At 70.1% G+C, this 18791-nt stretch carries 20 protein-coding genes and 1 pseudogene; 13 read left to right on the top strand and 8 right to left on the bottom strand.

The window, feature by feature from the left end; all coding sequences use genetic code 11:
• Positions 1–20: 20 nt before the first annotated feature.
• Positions 21–1190: an alpha/beta hydrolase gene (locus ACYVOM_RS24695; protein ID WP_460305867.1), complete on the bottom strand. Its 1170-nt coding sequence runs from the start codon at positions 1188–1190 to the stop codon at positions 21–23.
• Between the two features lie 293 nt (positions 1191–1483).
• Between ACYVOM_RS24695 and ACYVOM_RS24690 the strand changes: the two genes are divergently transcribed.
• Positions 1484–2089, top strand: coding sequence for a TetR/AcrR family transcriptional regulator (locus tag ACYVOM_RS24690; RefSeq protein WP_460305866.1), 606 nt, complete (start codon positions 1484–1486; stop codon positions 2087–2089).
• Between the two features lie 40 nt (positions 2090–2129).
• The gene (locus ACYVOM_RS24685) at positions 2130–2525 is read left to right on the top strand and encodes a nuclear transport factor 2 family protein (RefSeq protein WP_460305865.1); all 396 of its coding nucleotides are present in this window, start codon (positions 2130–2132) and stop codon (positions 2523–2525) included.
• A gap of 140 nt (positions 2526–2665) precedes the next feature.
• On the opposite strand, the gene ACYVOM_RS24680 is transcribed toward ACYVOM_RS24685, so the two are convergent.
• Together ACYVOM_RS24680 and ACYVOM_RS24675 are read right to left on the bottom strand one after the other, a co-directional pair.
• Positions 2666–2995, bottom strand: a complete 330-nt coding sequence (locus tag ACYVOM_RS24680; protein ID WP_460305864.1) for a hypothetical protein — start codon at positions 2993–2995, stop codon at positions 2666–2668.
• A 307-nt stretch (positions 2996–3302) separates the two neighbouring features.
• A complete protein-coding gene (locus tag ACYVOM_RS24675; protein WP_460305863.1) occupies positions 3303–4505 on the bottom strand; it encodes an MFS transporter in 1203 nt (400 codons plus the stop codon).
• A gap of 96 nt (positions 4506–4601) precedes the next feature.
• On the opposite strand from ACYVOM_RS24675, the gene ACYVOM_RS24670 reads away from it, so the two are divergent.
• On the top strand, positions 4602–5225 hold the full coding sequence (locus ACYVOM_RS24670) for a TetR/AcrR family transcriptional regulator (RefSeq protein WP_460305862.1): 624 nt from the start codon (positions 4602–4604) through the stop codon (positions 5223–5225).
• 302 nt (positions 5226–5527) lie between these two features.
• On the opposite strand, the gene ACYVOM_RS24665 is transcribed toward ACYVOM_RS24670, so the two are convergent.
• A complete protein-coding gene (locus ACYVOM_RS24665) occupies positions 5528–6181 on the bottom strand; it encodes a hypothetical protein (protein WP_460305861.1) in 654 nt (217 codons plus the stop codon).
• A gap of 259 nt (positions 6182–6440) precedes the next feature.
• Between ACYVOM_RS24665 and ACYVOM_RS24660 the strand changes: the two genes are divergently transcribed.
• Genes ACYVOM_RS24660 through purD form a run of 8 tightly spaced genes read left to right on the top strand, consistent with a single transcriptional unit; the run spans position 6441 to position 14511 of the window.
• Positions 6441–7778: an MFS transporter gene (locus ACYVOM_RS24660; RefSeq protein WP_460305860.1), complete on the top strand. Its 1338-nt coding sequence runs from the start codon at positions 6441–6443 to the stop codon at positions 7776–7778.
• A 34-nt stretch (positions 7779–7812) separates the two neighbouring features.
• Positions 7813–8535: an HAD family hydrolase gene (locus ACYVOM_RS24655; protein ID WP_460305859.1), complete on the top strand. Its 723-nt coding sequence runs from the start codon at positions 7813–7815 to the stop codon at positions 8533–8535.
• Positions 8516–9706 carry a trans-sulfuration enzyme family protein gene (locus ACYVOM_RS24650; RefSeq protein ID WP_460305858.1) on the top strand — a complete coding sequence of 397 codons (1191 nt, stop codon included), beginning with the start codon at positions 8516–8518 and terminating at the stop codon, positions 9704–9706. Before ACYVOM_RS24655 ends, ACYVOM_RS24650 begins: the two co-directional genes overlap by 20 nt.
• Positions 9696–10157: a discoidin domain-containing protein gene (locus ACYVOM_RS24645; protein ID WP_460305857.1), complete on the top strand. Its 462-nt coding sequence runs from the start codon at positions 9696–9698 to the stop codon at positions 10155–10157. The genes ACYVOM_RS24650 and ACYVOM_RS24645 overlap by 11 nt, the downstream gene beginning before the upstream one ends.
• 2 nt (positions 10158–10159) lie before the next feature.
• Positions 10160–10582, top strand: a complete 423-nt coding sequence (locus tag ACYVOM_RS24640; RefSeq protein WP_460305856.1) for a cupin domain-containing protein — start codon at positions 10160–10162, stop codon at positions 10580–10582.
• A gap of 41 nt (positions 10583–10623) precedes the next feature.
• Positions 10624–11874 (top strand): aminotransferase class III-fold pyridoxal phosphate-dependent enzyme, encoded by a 1251-nt coding sequence (locus ACYVOM_RS24635; RefSeq protein WP_460305855.1) that lies wholly within the window; start codon positions 10624–10626, stop codon positions 11872–11874.
• Between the two features lie 34 nt (positions 11875–11908).
• Positions 11909–13186, top strand: a complete 1278-nt coding sequence (locus tag ACYVOM_RS24630) for an ATP-grasp domain-containing protein (RefSeq protein WP_460305854.1) — start codon at positions 11909–11911, stop codon at positions 13184–13186.
• A 5-nt stretch (positions 13187–13191) separates the two neighbouring features.
• Positions 13192–14511, top strand: a complete 1320-nt coding sequence (gene purD, locus ACYVOM_RS24625) for a phosphoribosylamine--glycine ligase (RefSeq protein ID WP_460305932.1) — start codon at positions 13192–13194, stop codon at positions 14509–14511.
• Here the strand turns inward: purD and ACYVOM_RS24620 are convergent.
• The gene (locus ACYVOM_RS24620) at positions 14459–14854 is read right to left on the bottom strand and encodes a cytochrome P450 (RefSeq protein ID WP_460305853.1); all 396 of its coding nucleotides are present in this window, start codon (positions 14852–14854) and stop codon (positions 14459–14461) included. The two genes, purD and ACYVOM_RS24620, sit on opposite strands and share 53 nt — an antisense overlap.
• A 150-nt stretch (positions 14855–15004) precedes the next feature.
• Positions 15005–15424 (bottom strand): winged helix-turn-helix transcriptional regulator, encoded by a 420-nt coding sequence (locus ACYVOM_RS24615; RefSeq protein ID WP_460305852.1) that lies wholly within the window; start codon positions 15422–15424, stop codon positions 15005–15007.
• A 201-nt stretch (positions 15425–15625) separates the two neighbouring features.
• Here ACYVOM_RS24615 and ACYVOM_RS24610 point away from each other — a divergent pair.
• Both ACYVOM_RS24610 and ACYVOM_RS24605 read left to right on the top strand, forming a co-directional pair.
• Positions 15626–15826, top strand: a pseudogene (locus ACYVOM_RS24610) (SIP domain-containing protein); the annotation flags it as partial.
• Between the two features lie 214 nt (positions 15827–16040).
• On the top strand, positions 16041–16703 hold the full coding sequence (locus ACYVOM_RS24605) for a hypothetical protein (protein WP_460305851.1): 663 nt from the start codon (positions 16041–16043) through the stop codon (positions 16701–16703).
• A 277-nt stretch (positions 16704–16980) separates the two neighbouring features.
• On the opposite strand, the gene ACYVOM_RS24600 is transcribed toward ACYVOM_RS24605, so the two are convergent.
• Positions 16981–17475 carry a DNA-directed RNA polymerase subunit alpha C-terminal domain-containing protein gene (locus tag ACYVOM_RS24600; RefSeq protein WP_460305850.1) on the bottom strand — a complete coding sequence of 165 codons (495 nt, stop codon included), beginning with the start codon at positions 17473–17475 and terminating at the stop codon, positions 16981–16983.
• A 490-nt stretch (positions 17476–17965) separates the two neighbouring features.
• Complete coding sequence (locus ACYVOM_RS24595) at positions 17966–18403, bottom strand: DUF3592 domain-containing protein (RefSeq protein ID WP_460305849.1); 438 nt, start codon at positions 18401–18403, stop codon at positions 17966–17968.
• Positions 18404–18791 lie beyond the last annotated feature (388 nt).

Below are 18791 nucleotides of genomic sequence, written 5' to 3'. Positions count from 1 at the left end.
CGGCCCGGGCAGGTCGAGCGCTAAGGCCGGGGCGTCTTGTGCTGCGATCTGACGTGGACGGTGAACGCCTCGATGGCGTCGATGAGGGCCTCGAAGCGGAAGGAGTGGTACAGGTCGAAGGCGTGGTTGCCGCCGCGCAGTTCGGCGTAGACGACGGGGGCGTTCGAGGCCTGGCGTAGCCGGTCGGTGAAGTTCCGCGCGTCGGTCACGGGCACCAGCGGGTCGAGGTCGCCGTGTGCCACGAAGAACGGCGGGGCGTCCGGTCCGATGTGGTCGAGGGGCGAGGATCCGGGTTCACCGTTGAAGTAGGGCCCGTACCAGCCGTTCAGGTAGACGGCTCCGGTCACGGAGGTGTCGGCGTCTTCGAAGCCCGGCTGGAGGGCGGGGTCGCCCTGGGTGAGCGCGGCCAGGGCCGCCATGTGGCCGCCCGCCGAACTGCCCGCGACGAACAGTGTCGATGGGTCGGCGCCGTAGTCGTGGCCGTGCTCGCGGACCCAGGCGATGATCTTCTTGAGGTCGATCAGGTGGTCGGGGTGCTGGGCTTGGGGCCGTAGCCGGTAGTTGGCGCTGACGCACACCCAGCCCTGGCTCGCGAGGTGGTAGAGCAGGGGAAGCGACTGGCTGTTCTTGTGGCCGCTGTCGTAGTGGCCGCCGTGCAGGTGGATCATGACGGGCGCGCCCTGCGGGCGTGAGCGGTGGTGGTAGAGGTCGAGCAGGTTGCGGCGGCCCGCGTCGCCGTAGGAGAGGCCGGCCACGCGCCGCACATCCGGCCGGCGCTTGAGGATGGGCAGGAACAGGATGCGGGCCAGCGGCGGCCGGCGCCGCAGCCCTGCGGCGAGGTCGGCGTCGAGGGCGGCGCGCCATCCGGCGCCCAGCCCTTGGTCCAGGGCGCGGGCGATCCGCGCGCGGTCGCCGAGCGCGCGATGGGCGATGACCACGAGCCCGAGCGTGGTCACGGCGGCCAGGGCGACGATCGCCCAGCCGCCCGCCGAGTCGATGTCGCCTTGAACGAACGCCAGCGCCGTCGGGAGCAGCAGCAGCCAGAAGAAGGCCGCGAACGGCAGTTCGTTGGCGGCCAGACCGAAGTAGTAACTCGGGCGGCCGAGCGGCCGCTCGAACGGCACCGGCCGCAGCGCGAACAGCGTGCCGAGCGCGACGAGCGCCACAGGGATCAGATAGCCGACGGGCATGAAGACCTCCAAGTTCGCGGGCCGGCGGGCGGCCAGTGGTTCAACCGGCGCGACGGGCCGTGATGGCCGGGTCAGGGATGACCACGGCCCCTACCGCCAAGTGCAGCGGGAGCACACCCCGGCCGAGTCAACGCAGTGGCCGCGCTGACGAGGACGACCGTGCCGACCGACAGGTCGGTGGGGCCCCGGAGCCGCTAAGGAGAGGCGAATAGCGACATCACGATGCTCCTAACTTCACATGGTGTGCACTTCGTAAAGTACACACCATGTGAAGTTTTGGCTAGGCTGTCGACATGGCCGCCATCGAGACCCCGCAGAACGCACGCAGTCGCCACACCTCCCGGGCACTGCTCAAGGCCGCCCGGGAGCTGATCGAGCAGCAGGGCCCGGCGGCGGCCACGATGGCGGCGGTGGCCGAACGCGCCGGAGTCTCCCGACGGGCCATCTACCTGCATTTCTCCTCGCGCAGCGACCTCCTCGCCGCGCTGTTCGACTACCTCAATGAGGTCGAGGACCGCGACGCCGCCTTCCGGCCCCTTTGGGAGGCGGCGGACGGGATCGCGGCGCTGGACGCCCGCGCCCAGGTGGCGGCCGACTTCCTTCCGCGGATCATGCCGACCGCCCGCGCCATCCAGCAGGCGACCCGCCACGACCCGGACGCCGCCCGGCACTGGGAACTGGCCACCGCCTCCCGCTACGACGGGTGCCGGCGAGCCATCGAGCTGCTGGCCGACGAGGGCCGGCTGGCCCCGCAGTGGACGATCCAGACGGGGGCGGACATGCTCCTCGCACTCAGCTCGTTCGACGTGATCGACCTGCTCCTCAACGAGCGGCAGTGGACCCGCCGGCAACTCACCGACCACCTCTCGGCGCTCTACCGCCAGGTCTTCGTGGCCTGAGAACGGACCGCGAAGATCAGCCGAGCGTGAACGTCCTGGCATGGACACGGCGCCGGCTGGGAGGGTGGATCTCATGATGGAGGATTTGCGGGACGCCGAGCGCCGACTCCAGGCCGCGCAGCTTGCGGGCGATGTCGAGGCGCTGGATCGCCTGCTGGATGATCGGCTGCTCTTCACCTTCGGTGCGAACGTCGCGACCAAGGCGGATGACCTGGAGCTGCACCGCACTCGGACGCAGGTGCTGACGAAGGTCGCCGAGGAGGAGCTGACCGTGTTCGCCGAGGGGCGCACCGGGGTGACGTGGTTTCTCGGCACCATCGAAGGGAGCGTCTCCGGCACGCCGTTCGCGGCCAGGATGCGCTACACCCGCACCTGGCTGCACGACGAGACGCACGGCTGGCGAATCATCGCCGTGCACGCCGGCACGACCGATTGACATGACCGACACGTCGTCCGACGACCGGCCAGCCGGGTCGGCGCCGGGCGACCGGGCGGCGAACGTCGTCGGAGGTGCGGGCGACTTCGCCGATGAGGTGGGAGGACATGAGCACCGTGGTTCCCTGGCCGGTATCGACGCTAAGGGCCGATCGGCTGAGCGCGGGGTTCGGCGCGGCTGAGCGTGCCGGCGATGAGGGTGGCGACGGTCTCTTGGAGGGCGGAGGCGAAGTCCATGCTGAGGGCGGCGAGGCCGGGGTCTTTCGCGTAGGCCTGGAGCATGGCGGGCGAGGGGCGTGAGTGGGTCCAGACGGCGCCGGTGGCCATGAGGATCTGGGCGCACGCCTGTTGTGCGGTGTCGCAGAGTTCGGGCAGGTGGTGGCGGGTGAGCGCGATGAGCGCGGTGAGGTTGACGGCGGCGGCCCTCTTGTAGCGGGCGCCGACGTCGGGCCCACCGGCCCTGACCAGCACACCCGCGGGGACACGACCGGGTCATCCGGCGCCCTTCGGCCGCGCGGACCTTCGTGGGTCAGCGAATGGCGGGGCTCATGCCCCGGCCGCACGTGCGGACGGCGCTCCACCGCGTTCAACGGCATCTTCGAACCAGCAGGTCCGCCAGGCGTCCGGCGAGCATCCGTTCGCGCCGATGAGGGCGGCGGAGCCGGCGCCCACGGCGCGGGCGGGGAGCTCGGCAGTGGCGAGGGATGATGCCGCCGAAGACCGTCCTGGTCATGGGCTTTGCACCGGGGCGGCGCCCCGGTGCAAAGCACCGCGCCGGTCAGCCCAGCCGCTGATCGGCGCGGGCCGTCCAGACGGCCAGGGCCGCGGCCAGGCAGCACGCGCCGCCCAGCCACAGCACCCCACGTGGGGACACCGCGTCCACGACCAGGCCGCCGACCAGCGCGCCGAGCCCGATCGACAGGTTGAACACCGACACCCACAGCGCCGAGGCCGCCTCGACGGCCCGCGGCGCGACCCTGATCATCCAGGTCTGCAGGCCCACCGACACCCCGCCGTAGGCCAGGCCCCAGACCAGCAGCAGGACGATCCCGCCGACCGGACTCCGGCCCAGCAGCGGGAACAGCGGCAGCACCGCCGCCAGCGCGACGGCGATCACCAGGACCGTGCGGTGCGCGCGCCGCGCCAGCGCCGCCCCCGCCGCGAAGTTGCCGGCCATGCCCGCCACGCCGAACCCGAACAGCAGCGGACCGACGAGGCGCGCGTCGATCCCCGACAGGTCGCGCAGCGCCGGGGCCACGAACGTGTAGGCGGCGAAGTGGCCCGTCACCAGCAGGAACGTCGCGAGGATCCCCACCCGGACGGCCGGGTTGCGCAGCTGCGCGGCGAGCAGCGCCGGCCGCACCGGCCGGGCCGCCGCCAGCGGCGGCAGGACCGCGAGCAGGGCCACCAGCACCGCCAGCGCCAGCGCGCTCAGCGCCGCGAACGCGATCCGCCAGCCGGTGAACTCGCCCAGCAGCGTGCCGATCGGCACCCCGAACACGTTCGCCGCGCCGACCCCGCCGAAGACGACGGCCGTCGCGCGCGGCACATGCGCCGGGACCGCCAGCCGGACGGCGAGGCCGCCGGCCACCGCCCAGAACCCGCCGACCGCCACCCCCACCAGCACCCGCGAGGCCACCAGCACCGCGAACCCCGGCGCGAGCGCCGTCCCCACGTTCGCCGCGGTCATCAGCGCCAGCAGGGCGAGCAGCAGCACCCGCCGGTCCAGCGACCCGACCAGCACCGGCACCAGCGGAGCCGCGACGGCCGCGACCAGGCTCGGCACGGTCACCATCAGCCCGGCCGTGCCCTCCGACACCGACAGCTCCGACCCGACCGCCGTCAGCAGCCCGATCGGCAGCTGCTCGGCGGTCACCACAAGGAACGTGCCGAACGCCACCGCCGCGACCGCCGCCCACCGGGTCCGCTCCGGCCCCGGGCCGCCGACGGTCGCGGCGGCGTCCTGTTCCGCAGTCGTCACCGTCCACCCCCTCACTATTTGGGAGCGATCGCTCCCGTATGCCGAGGGACCCTAGTACGGGAACGAACGCTCCACAACTCGGATAGAGTGACGGACATGGCCCGACCCCGGCAGTTCGACGAACACGACGCCGTCGTCCAGGCGACCGACCTGTTCTGGCGGCACGGCTACCACGCCACCTCCGTCCGCGACCTCGGCGCGGCGCTCGACCTCACGCCCAGCAGCCTCTACCGCACCTTCACCGACAAGCACACGCTCTTCCTGCGCGCCCTCGATTACTACCGCGCCACCGAGTCCGCCCAGGCCCGAGCCCTCCTGGACCGCATCGACGATCCCGTCCGCGACACCCTGCGCGACTGGCTGCTCTGGCTCGTCACCTGCCCCGCCCCCACCGGCGACGGCTCCGAAGCCTCCGCCGGCGACCCCCGCAAGGGCTGCTTCATCGTCAACACCGCCACCGAGCTCGGCGCCACCGACCCCGACGTCACGGCCCGCACCGAAGCCGCCTTCGACGTCACCCGCCAGGCCCTGCGCGACCTCCTGCACGCCGCCCGAACCCGCGGCGAACTCACCCCCGCCACCGACCCCGACACCACCGCCGAACTCCTGTTCACCACGGTCCTCGGCCTGCGCGTCCGCGAACGGGCCGGCCACGACCCCGCCCTGCTCACCACCACCATCACCGCGACCCTCACCGCCCTCCTGCCCACCCCCACCTGACCCGCCCCCCGAACGCTCCCGCAGCCTGCGGCGCTGTCGGTGAATCGACCGGACGATGCCGACGAGGTCGTCCCACCGCTGCTCGGGCTCACCGGCCCTGCAGCCCGCCGTACGAACCCGTGGACCGGGATGCGGACGGTGGAGGAACTCGACTTTCGAACCGATCACGGCCACTGACGAGCCAAGATGAACTACCTATCCGGACGCACCCATGCCGGCGGGAGCACTGCCCGGACCCTTCGGGGCGGGTCACGGCCTCAGCCGAACAGGCCTGGAACCGGCTCCAGCGGCAAGGCTGATCGCTACGGGCGGTGAAGAGCGGGGGTCTGCAGACGTCGAATGGTGGATTGAATTCGGAGCCGGAGGGCTAGGCCATCGGATGCCGACTCGATCTGGACGTGCCGCAGCTGGTGCCCGGCAAGGCCAGCCGTTGGATCGAAGGTGAAGTCGCGGATGGCGTGTACGCGCTTGACCTGACCGTCGTCGACGATGGGCCACTCTGCGGTTTCGATCATGCCACCAGGGCCCGCCGGGATCATGACCACGTTGAACGGCTGGATCTCCGTGACCTCGGCGAGTTCCACCTGTCCTTCGGCGAACGACGTCCACGTGAACTCACGCGGTCCGGTGCGGTCGAGCCGGCCGCTGCTCTGTGCCGCGATGTTCGGCCCGGACAGAATCTGACGGAAGAAGAAGTCACCACCGGAGATCGTCAGCAGGTTCGCCGCATTCTCCCCTTCTCGCCCGAACAAGCCGGTAGGAAGGATCAGAACCGCCAAGAGGTTGGCGAAGGGGTCGGTGTGCGCACTCACGTCGGAGAAGGCAACCTCGAATTCAAGATCACCGGTCAGCGTGTCGCCTTCTCCACGTCCGGAAGCAGTGAATTCGATGTCGTTCACCCTGCCGGATCCTTCGATCACGAGCGAAAAAGGACCCGGACCACGCTCGGCGCTCATGACGTCCTCCGCTCGCGAGAAATCCTGAAGACAGGCCACTCTTGATGTTCCGCTCCTGTCCGGGCGCCAATCCGGCAGACCCTGCGTTTGACGGTATCCAGGGCCTTTGATTGCCTCGCGCGCCCCTTCCCAGGATGACGGGGCGTTTCACACCGCGGCGAACGGTAATCAGTCCTCAGGACCAGCACAGATCGTCGACGTGCGCGCACCCGTGCCGGACGCGGCGTTCCGAAAACCGGATCCGCACCGAACCCGACCCATGACGGCTCTCCTGCTCCAGAACGGCCCACAGCGCCTTCTGGCCTTCGCGACCCTGGCGTACTCCGCCGGCAGCGGTGTCTTCCTCACCGCGGGGGTCCTCTACTTCAACCAGCTGATCGGGATTCCCGTTGCGCAGGTCGGGTTGGGGCTGAGCCTCGCAGGGCTCCTGTCCCTTGCGGCCGGTGTCATGGTCGGGCGGCTGGCCGATGCGCGCGGCGCCCGCGGCGTGATGGCACTGATGCTGTCGGTGCGAGGCGCCGCCACCGCCGGATTCATCGCGAGCACCTCGTTCACCGGCTTCGCCATCACCGTCAGCCTGGTCATGTGTGCGCATTCTGCGGGGCTCGCGGCGCGAAGCCCCTTGATCCGGCAGCACGGCGGACCGCGGCCACAGGAATTCCGCGCGTATCTGCGCTCCGTCACGAACGTGGGCATCTCTCTCGGCGCATTGGCAGCCGGCTGCGCCACGCAGTTCGATTCTTCCTTCGCCTATCGGGTGCTCACCGCAGGCAGCGCGTTGTCCTACATGGTCGCGGCCACGCTGATCATCATGCTTCCCTCCGCGCGGCGGGTCGCGGCCCCGCAGGCGGCACACCGGTGGTGCGCTCTGCACGATGGCCGCTATGTCACCCTGGCTCTTCTGGACGGCGTCATGGCGCTGCAATTCAAGGTCTTGACCGTGGGCCTGCCCCTGTGGCTCATCCTGACCGGTTCGCCGCGGTGGCTGACGGCCACGGCAATGATCGTCAATGCGGTCATGGTGATTCTCTTCCAGGTACGGGCCAGTCGTGGCGTCACCTCTCCCCGGAGCGGAGGGCGCGCTTACCGTCGCGCGGGCCTGGCCTTCTTCTCCTCGTGCACGATCATGTCCCTGGTCGGCGAGGCTCCGGTGTGGGCGGCGACCGCCGGCATCCTGTGCGCCGCCCTCGTCCATACGGTGGGCGAATTGTGGCACGCTGCGGCGGGTTTCGAGGTCTCCTTCACGCTTGCGCCCGATCATGCTTCCGGACAGTACCTCGGCGTGTTCGGCCTGGGCATGGGCCTGGCGGACTTCGTAGGGCCCGCATTTCTGGTCCTCTTGTGCACGAATTTGGGCAGACCGGGCTGGTGCCTCCTGGGCTCGATCTTCATGCTCACCGGATTCGCGGCTCCGATGCTCATTCGCAGAGCTGAGGCGGGGCGATCGTGGCCCGGTGCCGACGGCGCACCTGACTCCGCGCAGAGTCCGGCAACAGGAAGAAGTGGTTCCGGGCTGCCCGGAAAACCTCTGGACCCGAGCACCGAATTATTCTCACCTGTCCTACAGCGGCCATTCACTCGACTTCGCCGACATTGAATACGAACGAACCCTTGTGTTTCAATACATATCGATGAACGCCGTGCGTGCCGCCTGTTTCGACTTGTACTCGACCCTGATCCACGAAAGCCCGGACAACACTTTCTATCAATCGGTCGCCGATGACCTCGACTATGATTTCAGGCACTGGTACCGCGCCTACAAGAATCGCGGCATCGAATCCATGTCAGGCGCGCTGGAGGGCATGACGGAGCGCGTCCTGATCGCGGGAAACGATGTCGGGCAAAGCCGGTCTTTCCAGATGGTCTCCGAGGTGGTGGACCGAAGGTTTCCTCAGTTCGTCGCCAACATCTCGATCGATCCCGAGGCCCTGCCGGCCCTTCGACTCCTACGATCCCTCGACATCCCGATCGCCCTCGTCTCCAACGCCTCATCTTATTCGGAAACAGTTCTCGACGAATTGCGACTGAGGCCGTTCTTTGATTCGATCACCCTCTCCTACCGCATAGGCAGGATGAAACCGCATCCCGACATATATCTACGAGCGGTGGCAGATATATCGATCCCACCGGAGTCCTTCGCTTTTGTCGGCGATGGTGGCGATGATGAGCTCGCCGGCGCCCGGGCCATAGGAATGCGCACCATTCTCCTCGATCGGGATCTGCCGCACCGCCACGCCGCAGAAGCCGACGCCGACGCCGTCGTCGCAGGCCTCCAGGCCGCCGCGGCATCGATCGTCGGACCGGCGGCGGTGCTTCGCAGGAAAAGGGATGTTCATGACCAACGCGCCCGTTGATTCTCCGCACACCCTCGCGGTGCACGCCGGACAGTCGGCTCCTGAGGACCTCCCCTCCCCTCCCCTGTCGGTGACGGCCGCGATCCCCCTGGAATCCGTTGAGCACGGCTGGGAGCAGCTGACCCGGGAAACGGTGCCCAACACCGCCTACCAGCGCTATGCGAACCGCACCGTCGGCGTGCTGGAGGAGAAGTTCGCCCGGCTCGAGGGCGCCGAACACTGCCTGGCGTTCAACAGCGGCATGTCGGCCTGCTACGCGACCTTCCGCGCGTTGACGGCGGCCGGCGACCACATCGTCACTCAGCATGCCCTCTACCACGAGATCTCCGACCAGTTCCTCACAGACGTCCGAGCATGCGGCGTCGACGTCACCTTCGTCACCGACTACTCCGTCGAGTCCTTCACCGCGGCGATGACCGAACGGACACGGCTGGTCTTCGTGGAGACGCCCACCAACCCCGTTCTGCTCGACGTGCCCATCGGCAAGCTCGCCGAAGCGTGCCACGAACGCGGCGTCATCCTGGTCGTCGACAACACGCTGCTCACGCCCGTCTACCAGCAGCCTCTGCGGCTCGGCGCCGACGTGACGGTGTACTCCACCACGAAGAACATCAACGGCCACGGCGACGCGATGGGAGGCATGGTCTGTTCCGACGACTCCGCGATCGCGCAGCGCCTGGCCACGCATCGCGAGTACACCGGCTCCATCCTCGACCCGTTCTCGGCCTGGCTCACCCTGCGCGGGATGCGCACTCTGCCACTCCGTCTCGACCGGCACTCGACCAACGCCTCGACGGTCGTGGAGCTGCTCCGCAGGCATTACCCGCGCTACCCGGTGGCGACAGTCCTCGACACCCCGCAGGCCCGGACGAACCAGATCGCAGGAGCCACCGGAGTCTTCGCGCTGACGCTGCCCAGCCGGGAGCACGGCACGGAGTTCCTGCGGCGGCTCCGGCTGGTCCGCATCGCGACGACCTTCGGGAATCTGGAGTCGCTCGCCTACCACTTCGGGACCTTCGCCCGCCCCACCCGCGACCTGTCGAAGATCGGGCTCGACTACGGACTCGTCCGCATATCCGTCGGCATAGAGGACCCGCACGACGTCTTCACCGACATCGCGACGGCTCTGGACGCCATGGCCGACGTATTGGAGGGGCGGGATGACCGATGACCTGCGCCTCATCGAAGGCTGCCGGGCCACCGGCTCCTCCGGATGCCACCGCTACGACTACTGGAACGAACAGGCGCTCTTCGACGGCCGGCCTGACACCGGATGGTGCACCCCGAGCAGAACACGGGCCCGGCTGGAGTACCTCGAGGTGGAACTGCCGAGAACGGCCATACCGCTGTTGCTCAGGCTCCAGCATCGGCCCATCGAGGGCCACCTCGGATTCCCCACAAGCATCCGGGTCTACTCCTGCATGTCGTCACCCTGGAACGAGGTGCCCGCGACCCCTGCCCCGACGACCGGACGGCTGTGGCACGCATGGCGTCTCTCCCCCGCCCCGGCCCGGCGCATACGCCTGGAGGTGGACGACATCCAATGGCGACCGGAGGGCAAGTACTTCGTGCAGTTCATGCAGCTGGAGCTGCATGAGACAGCGGAAAGGCTGACCGGGTGATAGTGGAGTTCTTCCGAGACGACGCCGAAAGCGATGAGCAGCCGCACAAGCGCGGCATCTGGTTCACCGACAAGCTGCAGGCGGCCAGCTGGCGGCTCGCCCCCGGCCAGAGCATCATCGCGCACTGCCATCCGGCGGCCGACGAGCTCCTTCTGGTGGTCAGCGGCCAAGGAGAATACCTGGCGTACGACAGTCCGCCCGATGCGGCCGTCTGCTACGTCCCGCGAGCCGACGCCGTCGTGGTCCCGCCGCCGGCGGCCCTCGACGGCACCCTGCCACGTCGGCTCCCGGTCGGCCCTGGAGCGGCGGCGATGACGGAGGCGGGCCGCTATCACGGACTGATCAACATCGGGACCGAGCCCCTGCTCGCCGTCGTCGTGACCGGCCCCGACCCGTCCGGGTCGATCTACACGGTGAGACGCTGACGCCGGTGGGCCCGCCGTCACCGATCGAACCCGCCGGGTGGGTGATCGACACGCTCCGTCGCTACGAGCCCGCGGCCCTGCACACCCAGATCCCGGTGGTCTGGCACCGCGCGCACGGATCACGGGTCTGGGACGAGCAGGGCCGATCCTGGCTGGACTGGACGAGCGGGATCCTCACCGCCAACGCCGGCCACGCGCCTCCGTCCGTCGTCGAGGCGATCTGCGCCCAGGCCAACGCACAACTGCTGCACGCGTACGGATTCCCCACCGCGGTGCGAGCGCGCGTCGTACGCGCTCTCTGTGACCTGACGGGATTCCCTCAGGTGGTCCTGGCCACGACAGGTGCCGAGGCCGTGGAGGCATGCCTGAAGATCGCACGCAGCCGGGCCCAGGCGGCAGGGCGCGCCAGGGCTGTCATCGTGAGTTTCGACGGGGCCTTTCACGGTCGCACGCTCGGCGCCCAGATGGCCGGAGGCCTGGCATCGCAGAGACAGTGGACGAGGCCTCTGGGAGACGACGTGTTCGTGCGTGTGCCCTTTCCCGCGCGGGGCAGCGCCTGGAAGACCGCCCACCTGGAAGAGGCACTGGCCTGTGTCGGTGCCGCTCCGGCCGATGTCGCGCTGGTCCTCACCGAGATCTACCAGGGTTCCACGCTGGAGATCATCGACGGGCGGGCGCTCCGGCTCCTGCGGGATTGGTGCGACGCCAACGGGGCGCTGCTCGCGCTGGACGAGATCCAGTCAGGATTCGGACGCACCGGCACATTGTTCGCTCACATGCAGTTCGGGGTCAGGCCCGACCTGCTGCTCTGCGGTAAAGGCATCTCAGGTTCGCTTCCCGTCTCCGCGGTCCTCATCGCGGATGCCCGCCATACGGCCCACCTGGCGCCCGGTGATCTGTCGACGACTCATGCCGCCAACCCGGTGTCGTTGGCGGCGGTGGAAGCCAACTTGAAGCTATTCTCCGACCAAGGGATCGTCGCCCAGGCGGCACGGGGAGCCGAGGTGTTCTGCACCGCGCTGGCGGCATGGCTGGCCCGAAGCTCCCGCCGACGCGTCTACGGGGTTTTCGGGCTCGTTGCCGGGATAGGGATGTCCGGTCCGAGCGGCGCCGACTCTCGTGAGGCGGCCACCGCCTTGGTCGAGGCCTGTGCCGAGCACGGCCTGCTGCTCTGCGCCCCAGCGGGCAGAGGAGGAACGATGGTGAAACTGATGCCGCCGCTCACCACGTCCATCGTGGACCTCGAAGAGGGGTTCGCCCGGCTCGACGACGCCGCCGAAGCCCTCGGATGACAGACCGCCTCGGTCCGGACGACAGGGAGACTCCGTGACGGCTCCGGGTTTCGTCCTGTTCGGCGATCTGCCGAAGATCGCCCCTTTCGTCATCGAGCTGCACCAGCGCGGACTCCACGTCCTGGTCATCACGGGAACGCCCGAATCCAGCCTGGAGCGCGCGGCCCACGGTTTCCTGCGTGCTCCCGGCCACCCTCTCGGCCTCATCCACGACCTCGCGCTCATCTCCGCCCACGACCAAACCGCCGTACTCCGGCGCATCCGCTCCTGGACGGAGACCCACACCATCCGCGGAGCCTTCTCCACCGCCGAGACCTACGTCGAAATCGCCTCCGTGGTGACCGACCTCCTCGACCTTCCAGGCATCGGCCTGCGCGCAGGCCGTGTCGCTCGCAACAAACACCTGCAACGCCTCTACCTCACGCGTTGGAGCCCTCGCCACACCATCGCCTCCGCCAGCCGAGCTCACCAGGCCCACGAGCTCCTCGACCGATGCCCCACCATCATCAAGCCGCTCACCCTCTACTCCAGTATCGGTATACGCCGAATCACCGACCACGATGACCTGAACGCCGCGCTCGCGGCTGCACCTGATCAGGACTTCCTCATCGAGGAGCGCATCACGGGACCCGAGTTCTCGGTGGAGTCCATCGTCCAGAGCGGGAAGGTCGTGTTCGCCGCGGTGACGGAGAAGCTCACCAACGAAGGCGAGTCCCCGTACTTCGTCGAACTGGGGCACACCACACCCCCCTTGGGTCTCGCCGAACCCGGCGGTCTGCTCGACGCCAACGCGAGCATCCTCGAACGGCTCGCGTTCGGTACCGGTATGGCGCACACCGAGTTCCGTCTGGCCCCCGACGGCCGCGCGGTCCTCATGGAGATCGCGGCACGGCCTCCCGGAGACGGGATCATGGCGCTCCACCATCTGGCGACGGGCAGATCGCTGGAGGGGTCGATCATCACCGCGCTGCTCGGAGGCGAGGTGGACCATCCGAGCCCGACCCGGTGGAGCCGACAGATCTACCTCGACCACACCCCCGGGACGCTCATGGACGTCACCGCCACCTCCACCGGTACCGAGCCGCGCTGGCTCACCCGTACCGGCGTCTGGCCGCTGCCCCGGCCCGTCCACCCTCATGAACCCGCCAGGCTGCACGACATCCTCATCCTCAAAGAACAGGGAGAGACGCTCTACCGGATCGCCGAGTCCTCCCACCGCGCGGTCACCGCGATCTTCGATGCGCCGGCACCGGCCGACCTGCGGCGACTCGACGACGAACTGCGCGCTGCCATCACCGTCCGAACGGAGTGATCGACATGAGCCTCTCGGTACTTCTCGTCGGCAACAGCGGAATGGCGCATGCCTTCGCATGGGGGCTGTCCCGCTCCAGCGTCACCGGCCGTATCCACGGCATCGGTGCCAACATCGGGGTCGCCGCCGTCGGTGAGTGCCACGACGTCGATCCCTACGACGTCACCGCGATCGCCGACCTCGCCGAACGCAGGGCGATCGACATCGTCGTCCCCCTGGGCGCGAGCTATCTCGCCGCAGGCGTCTGCGACACCGTGCAGGCGCGTGGGATCGCCGCATTCGGCCCCACCGTCGCCGCGGCCCGGCTGGAGAACTCCAAGGCGTTCTTCAAACAACTCGCGACCGACGCCGGGGTGCCCACTCCTCGGTACGCGGTCTTCGACGATCCCCGAACAGCCATCGCAGGCCTGGACGACTTCGCCCCTCCTTACGTGGTCAAATGCTCCGGACAGGCGGACGCCACCGCCGTCAGGATCTGCGACGACCGTCGCGACGCCGAGGCAGCGATACGCCGGGTCGGTGCCCTGGTCGATCCAGGTATCAGCGACGTGCGCATCATCTTGGAGGAACACGTCACCGGGGACGAACTGTCGTTCTTCGCCGTGACGGACGGGACCTCATGCCGGATACTGCCCAGCGCACGCGACCACAAAAGGTCGTCCTCCGCCCCTGGGGCGCCGAACACCGCGGGCATGGGTGCGTTCTCACCGGTCCCCGGTGTGGATCCCGCGACGTCCGAGGAGCTCATGGCGGCGTTCGTCACGCCGATCCTGGGGCAGTTGCGAGCACGAGGCATCACCTACACCGGCATCCTCTACGCCGGCCTCATCTCCACTCCGCTGGGGTGGCAGATCCTGGAAATGAACGTTCGGCCGGGTGACCCCGAGGCCCAGGTCATTGTGCCCAGGCTGGAAACCGACCTGGGCCTGCTGCTGCGGGAAACCGTCGAACACCGCCTCGCCGGCCTGAGCCTCGCGGCGCGGCCCGACGCGTATCTCGGTGTCGCCCTCACTCCCTCTGACTACCCCTACGATTCCACCAGGAATGTCCCGGTCACCGGACTGACCGAGGCCGCCGGCCGGGACGGAGTCCTGCTGTTCCACTCCGGCTTGAAGCGGGGCCCGAACGGCTACCTCACCACGAAGGGCCGGATCACCCACGTGATCGGCAGCGGCCCGACCCTCGCCGACGCCCGGACGGCCGCCTACTCCGCCGTAGAGCAGATCAGCTTTCCCGGAATGCACTACCGGGACGACATCGGCCACCAGACGGTCACGCAGGCTCACCGGCGTCCTGCCCCGAGAAGGCGAGGTCCAGACGGGTGAGGCGGCGGACCATCAGGCTGGGCACGTATCGGGTGGGTGCGGTGCGGTGGAAGGGCTCGGCGTCGAGGAGGGCTTTGACGGCGAGGTTCGCTTCGAGGCGGGCGAGGCGGGCGCCGACGCAGAAGTGGATGCCGCGACCGAAGGCGGTGTGGGATCGGATCGCGGGCCGGTGGAGGTCGAGGCGGTCGGGGTCGGGGTCGGGGAAGGCGTCGGGGTCACGGTTGGCCGCACCCCGCGCCAGCATCAGGCGGGACCCGGCGGGGAGGCGGACGCCGCCGAGCTCGGTGTCGCGGGTGGTGCGCGACGGACTCGCCGTCTGGGGCGAGGTCTTCACCGCCCTCATCCGCGCGATCCTCTCCGACCCCACCTGGGGCGACAGCCTGCCGCACATCGTCCGCGACCGGGAACCCGTCCGCCTCGATCTGCGTCACCGCGGCGTCCGAGGAGAGGGTGTTCCACGCTCGGTAGGCGGCTCTTGCGTGGCCGGCCGCGCTCAGTCCTCCCGGGCGTCGTAGGCGGCTCTGGCCAGGTCGACGCCGGGCATGTGCTCTTCGGCCCATGACGCCAGGGAGTCCAGGAGGGCCGGGAGGCTCTCTCCCGGCGGGGTCAAGGAGTAGTCCACGCGGGCGGGGACGCCGGGGACCGCGGTGCGCAGGACGAAGCCGTCGCGCTCAAGGGAGCGCAGGGTCTGGGTGAGCATCTTCTGGCTGGCGCCCGCGACGGTCCGGGACAGCGCGTTGTAGCGGACCGGTCCGTCGGCGAGGGCCCGCAGGACGAGCGGGGCCCACTTGTCGCCGAGCCGGTCCAGCAGGCGGTTGGCGGGGCACGCCGCGGCCCGGCCGAGGTGGTGGGAGGACGCGGTCCCATGCGGCGAGGAACCGGTCCACGCCGTACCGCTTGAGGGCGGCCCCACGAGCCGCCTTCCCGCGTTCGGCGGCCTCGGCCGAGTCGTTCATGAGCCGGCGCAGGCCCCTGTCCAGCACATCGGGATCGGTGGGGATGATGCCCGCGTCGTTCGGCACCGCCTCGGCCGCCTCAGTCGTCGCCAGCACGACGACCGGCATGCCGAGCATCATCGCCTCGATCAACCCACTGGCTCCCGCTCACCGACGATCTCTCCGACGCCGTCGTGAAGCTCCTCGGCGGCATCCCGCTCGGCGACGACGTCTACGCCTGGGGCGCGGGCGAGGCGGGCGTGATGCGCGCGCTCCGCCGCCACCTGCGCAACGACCGCGGCATCCCCGCCGGCCGCATCGCCGTCCGCGGCTACTGGCGCCTCGGGGGCGTCGGCGCGCCCCCGCGCGACGAGGACTGAGCGCGCGGGCCGGTGCCGCGCTCTGCCGGACCGCCGTCTCGGCGCCGGACACCCCGGGGCGGCGCCCGGCTCGGCGGTGTCCGCGGGCAGCGGGCGCGGGGGCGGCGCTCGGCCGGACCGCTCCCGCCTCGCCCTGGCCGTACCGGTTCCGGCAGGGGCCGCCGCGCCGTTCCGATCACGAACGCGGTGGGCACCTTCCGGGGGGGAGGCGGAAGTGGACACCGGATACACGTTGCGCGACCGGGGGCGGAACCTCGCGGTGGAGCTCTGGGCGGCGAACGGCAGGCAGTGCGCGCTGCTGCTGATGGAGGGCAGACCCGTCCAGGCGCGCGCGGCCCGGGTGTTGCGCTCTGCGGCGTTCGAACTCGGTGAGGCACCGGCCGGGCCCCGGGAGGCGCGGTCCCGGCAGCGCGTGAAGGTGCGGTTCCTGTGGGGCGGGCGGGCGTGGGCCTGCGATCTGCTGGACGTCCACGGCCGCCGAAGGCTGTGGAGGTCCCCGATCGTCACCCGGTTCACGCCCCCGCCGGGCTGCCGGGCACGGCGGTGGCACGAGATCCGGGAACGGCATCCGGCCCTGTACGCGATGCGCCACGTCGTCAACGAGGGGATCGTGATGACCGCGGCCCTCCTGGGCATCGGCGCGCTGCTCTCGGCCCTCTTCCGCCATCTGCTGCCGCGGATCGACTGGTCGTGGCTTCCGGACCCGCCATCCTGGGATCTCCCGGACTGGGACCCGCCCGATCTCGACTGGCTCTCCTACGCCCTCCCGATCGTCGTGGCCCTGTACCTCAGCGTGCGCGAGCTCCGGCGCCGCCGCAGGCGCCTGGACCGGGAACGCCGCTTCGAGTCGGCCCGCCGCCGTGGCGGCCGGCGCTGACGCCCGGCGGCGCCTCGAACCCGCGGACGACGCACCCGTGCGCCGCGCGAGCGCACCGCCGAGGCCGCGTGCGTCCTCACGGGCGCGCGCACGATGCGCCCGGCGCCGGACCGGGGCGGGGCTCGGTCCGCAAGAAGAGCGTGTGCCGATCCGGCGGCGGCAGGGCTTCTTAGGAGCGGGAGGAAAGATCGCCTCGCGTCATGAGCGGCATCACTGTTCTTCGTTCGCGAAGACCGAAGACGCCGCCGACCCGGCCATCACCCGGGTCGGCCGGGTGTCACCGGTGCGGCTCGTTGTCCAATGCGGCGAGGGCGCTCTCGACGGCGGCGAGGCCTGTCGGGCCCAGGCGGGGGACCGCTTCAGGCAGGCGGCCGAGTATCTCTCTGAGATCGCCGACGCTGTGCAGGCCTGCTCTCTTGAGCAGGTTGTAGGGGCGCACGGGGAGGTCGAGTTCTTCGATGGGATATCGCGCGGTGACCGCAGCCGTGGGCTCCCAGCCCACGGTGCAGAGGTGCGGCCCGATCAGGTCGTCCTCGTCGGGGGCCGGCGCGGCGAGGAGGTCGAACACCGCGGCCACGGCACGGGCGGACTCCGGGGTGAGAAGCGGCGCCCGGAGCAGGAGGCCCGCGGCGCCGTACCCTTCGGACGCGGCCGCGCGGCCGAGCCCCGCCTCTTCGAGAGCGACCTGGACGTGTGCGGGCAGTGGCAGTTCCCGTACCGAGATCTCCCCGGGCGGTGTCCAAGGCCGCCCGCCCGCCTGCTCCTGTCTCATGGCGACCGCCTCTTCGCGCCTCACAAGAAGGCGTCTGTCGGCTCCGGCGGCGGGGGAAGCCCAGACTACCCCGATTCACCACCCACGCACACGAAGGTTCTGCGGCCGAAGTGGCGGCTGGGGCCATCTTCGGGAGCTGGCGGTCGAGGTTCGGGTACCAGTTGATGCCGCCCGTGAATCCCGACGATGCGCTCGTCCGCCCTGGCGAGATCGATCAGCGCCATGCGTCGTGGTCCGGGGGGTCGATCGTCGGAGAGGTCGTACTCGTCGACGTCCAGGACGGCGCGGTGCGGGACGGGCTCGACATACCGGAGCGGGGGGCTCCCGTTCTGGAGGTGGACGTCGCCCCACCGCATCAGGGCGACGATGGCGGCGGCCGACGCGCTCGACGGCGTTGACGCCCCGCGCGCCTACGGCGGACGGGCCGCTCCCCAGGGAAGCGACGTCCTCGGTTCCGGCCGGACGCTTCCCAGGGGCGTCAGGCCCGGGATCAGGCGATGACGGCGGAGAGCAGGATCAGGAAGCAGCCGATGGAGCACGCGCCGAAGACGAGCGTCCATCCCAGCGTGTGGGCTCCGCCCGCGCCGGGCCCCCGCTCCAGCCGGGCCTCCGAGGGCCGCGCGGGATCGTATTCGAGGGACACCCGCGTTCCCGGCACCGCCGACGGATCGTTCACCACCACCCGCGCGACGCGCTCACAGCCGTCGGAGGCCCTGAAGCTCACCCGCAGAGCCGCCCGCCGCACCTGACCCTTGCCCGCGGTGCCCGGTCCGGGAAGGTCCTCCCGCTCCAGCACCTCCCCGCGCACCCCCACCGCGACCTGCCGGAACCGCCGCTCCGCCAGCAGGTCCCGCGCCATCAACCGCGCCAAGTGCCCGAACGCCAGCCCGATCCCGCCCATGCCGAAGAAGAACACCAGAGATTCCATCCCCCGACGCTAGGAACCGGGCAGGCCTCCCGCGCAGGGACCTCCGCCCCGCCCACCCCGGGCGCTCGTCCGCATCCGGCCGCTCCCGGCTCAGAAGCCTCGCTCGACGAGCCGAGGACCGCCGAGCGTGATCCCTTGGCCGCGGCTCGTATGGATGCCGGTGAAGAACCAAAAAGCGTTCCGTGCGGCTTCGGAGAGCGCGGCCCATGCGGCACGGGGAAAGGACGCCGCGTCCGGGGCGACGACCCCAGGTCCACCGCGAGGGTGCGGTACGGCGGCAGCCACGTCCCCACCGTGAGCCTCCCACTGTCACCGTCTGGGCTCGGGCTGTACGCGGTAGGAGTTCCGGGCGGAAGGGGTGCGCAGTAGAACGAACGCGACAAGACCT

The sequence above is a fragment of the Actinocorallia aurea genome (assembly GCF_054783995.1).
This window is presented reverse-complemented; position numbering and strand designations above follow the sequence as displayed.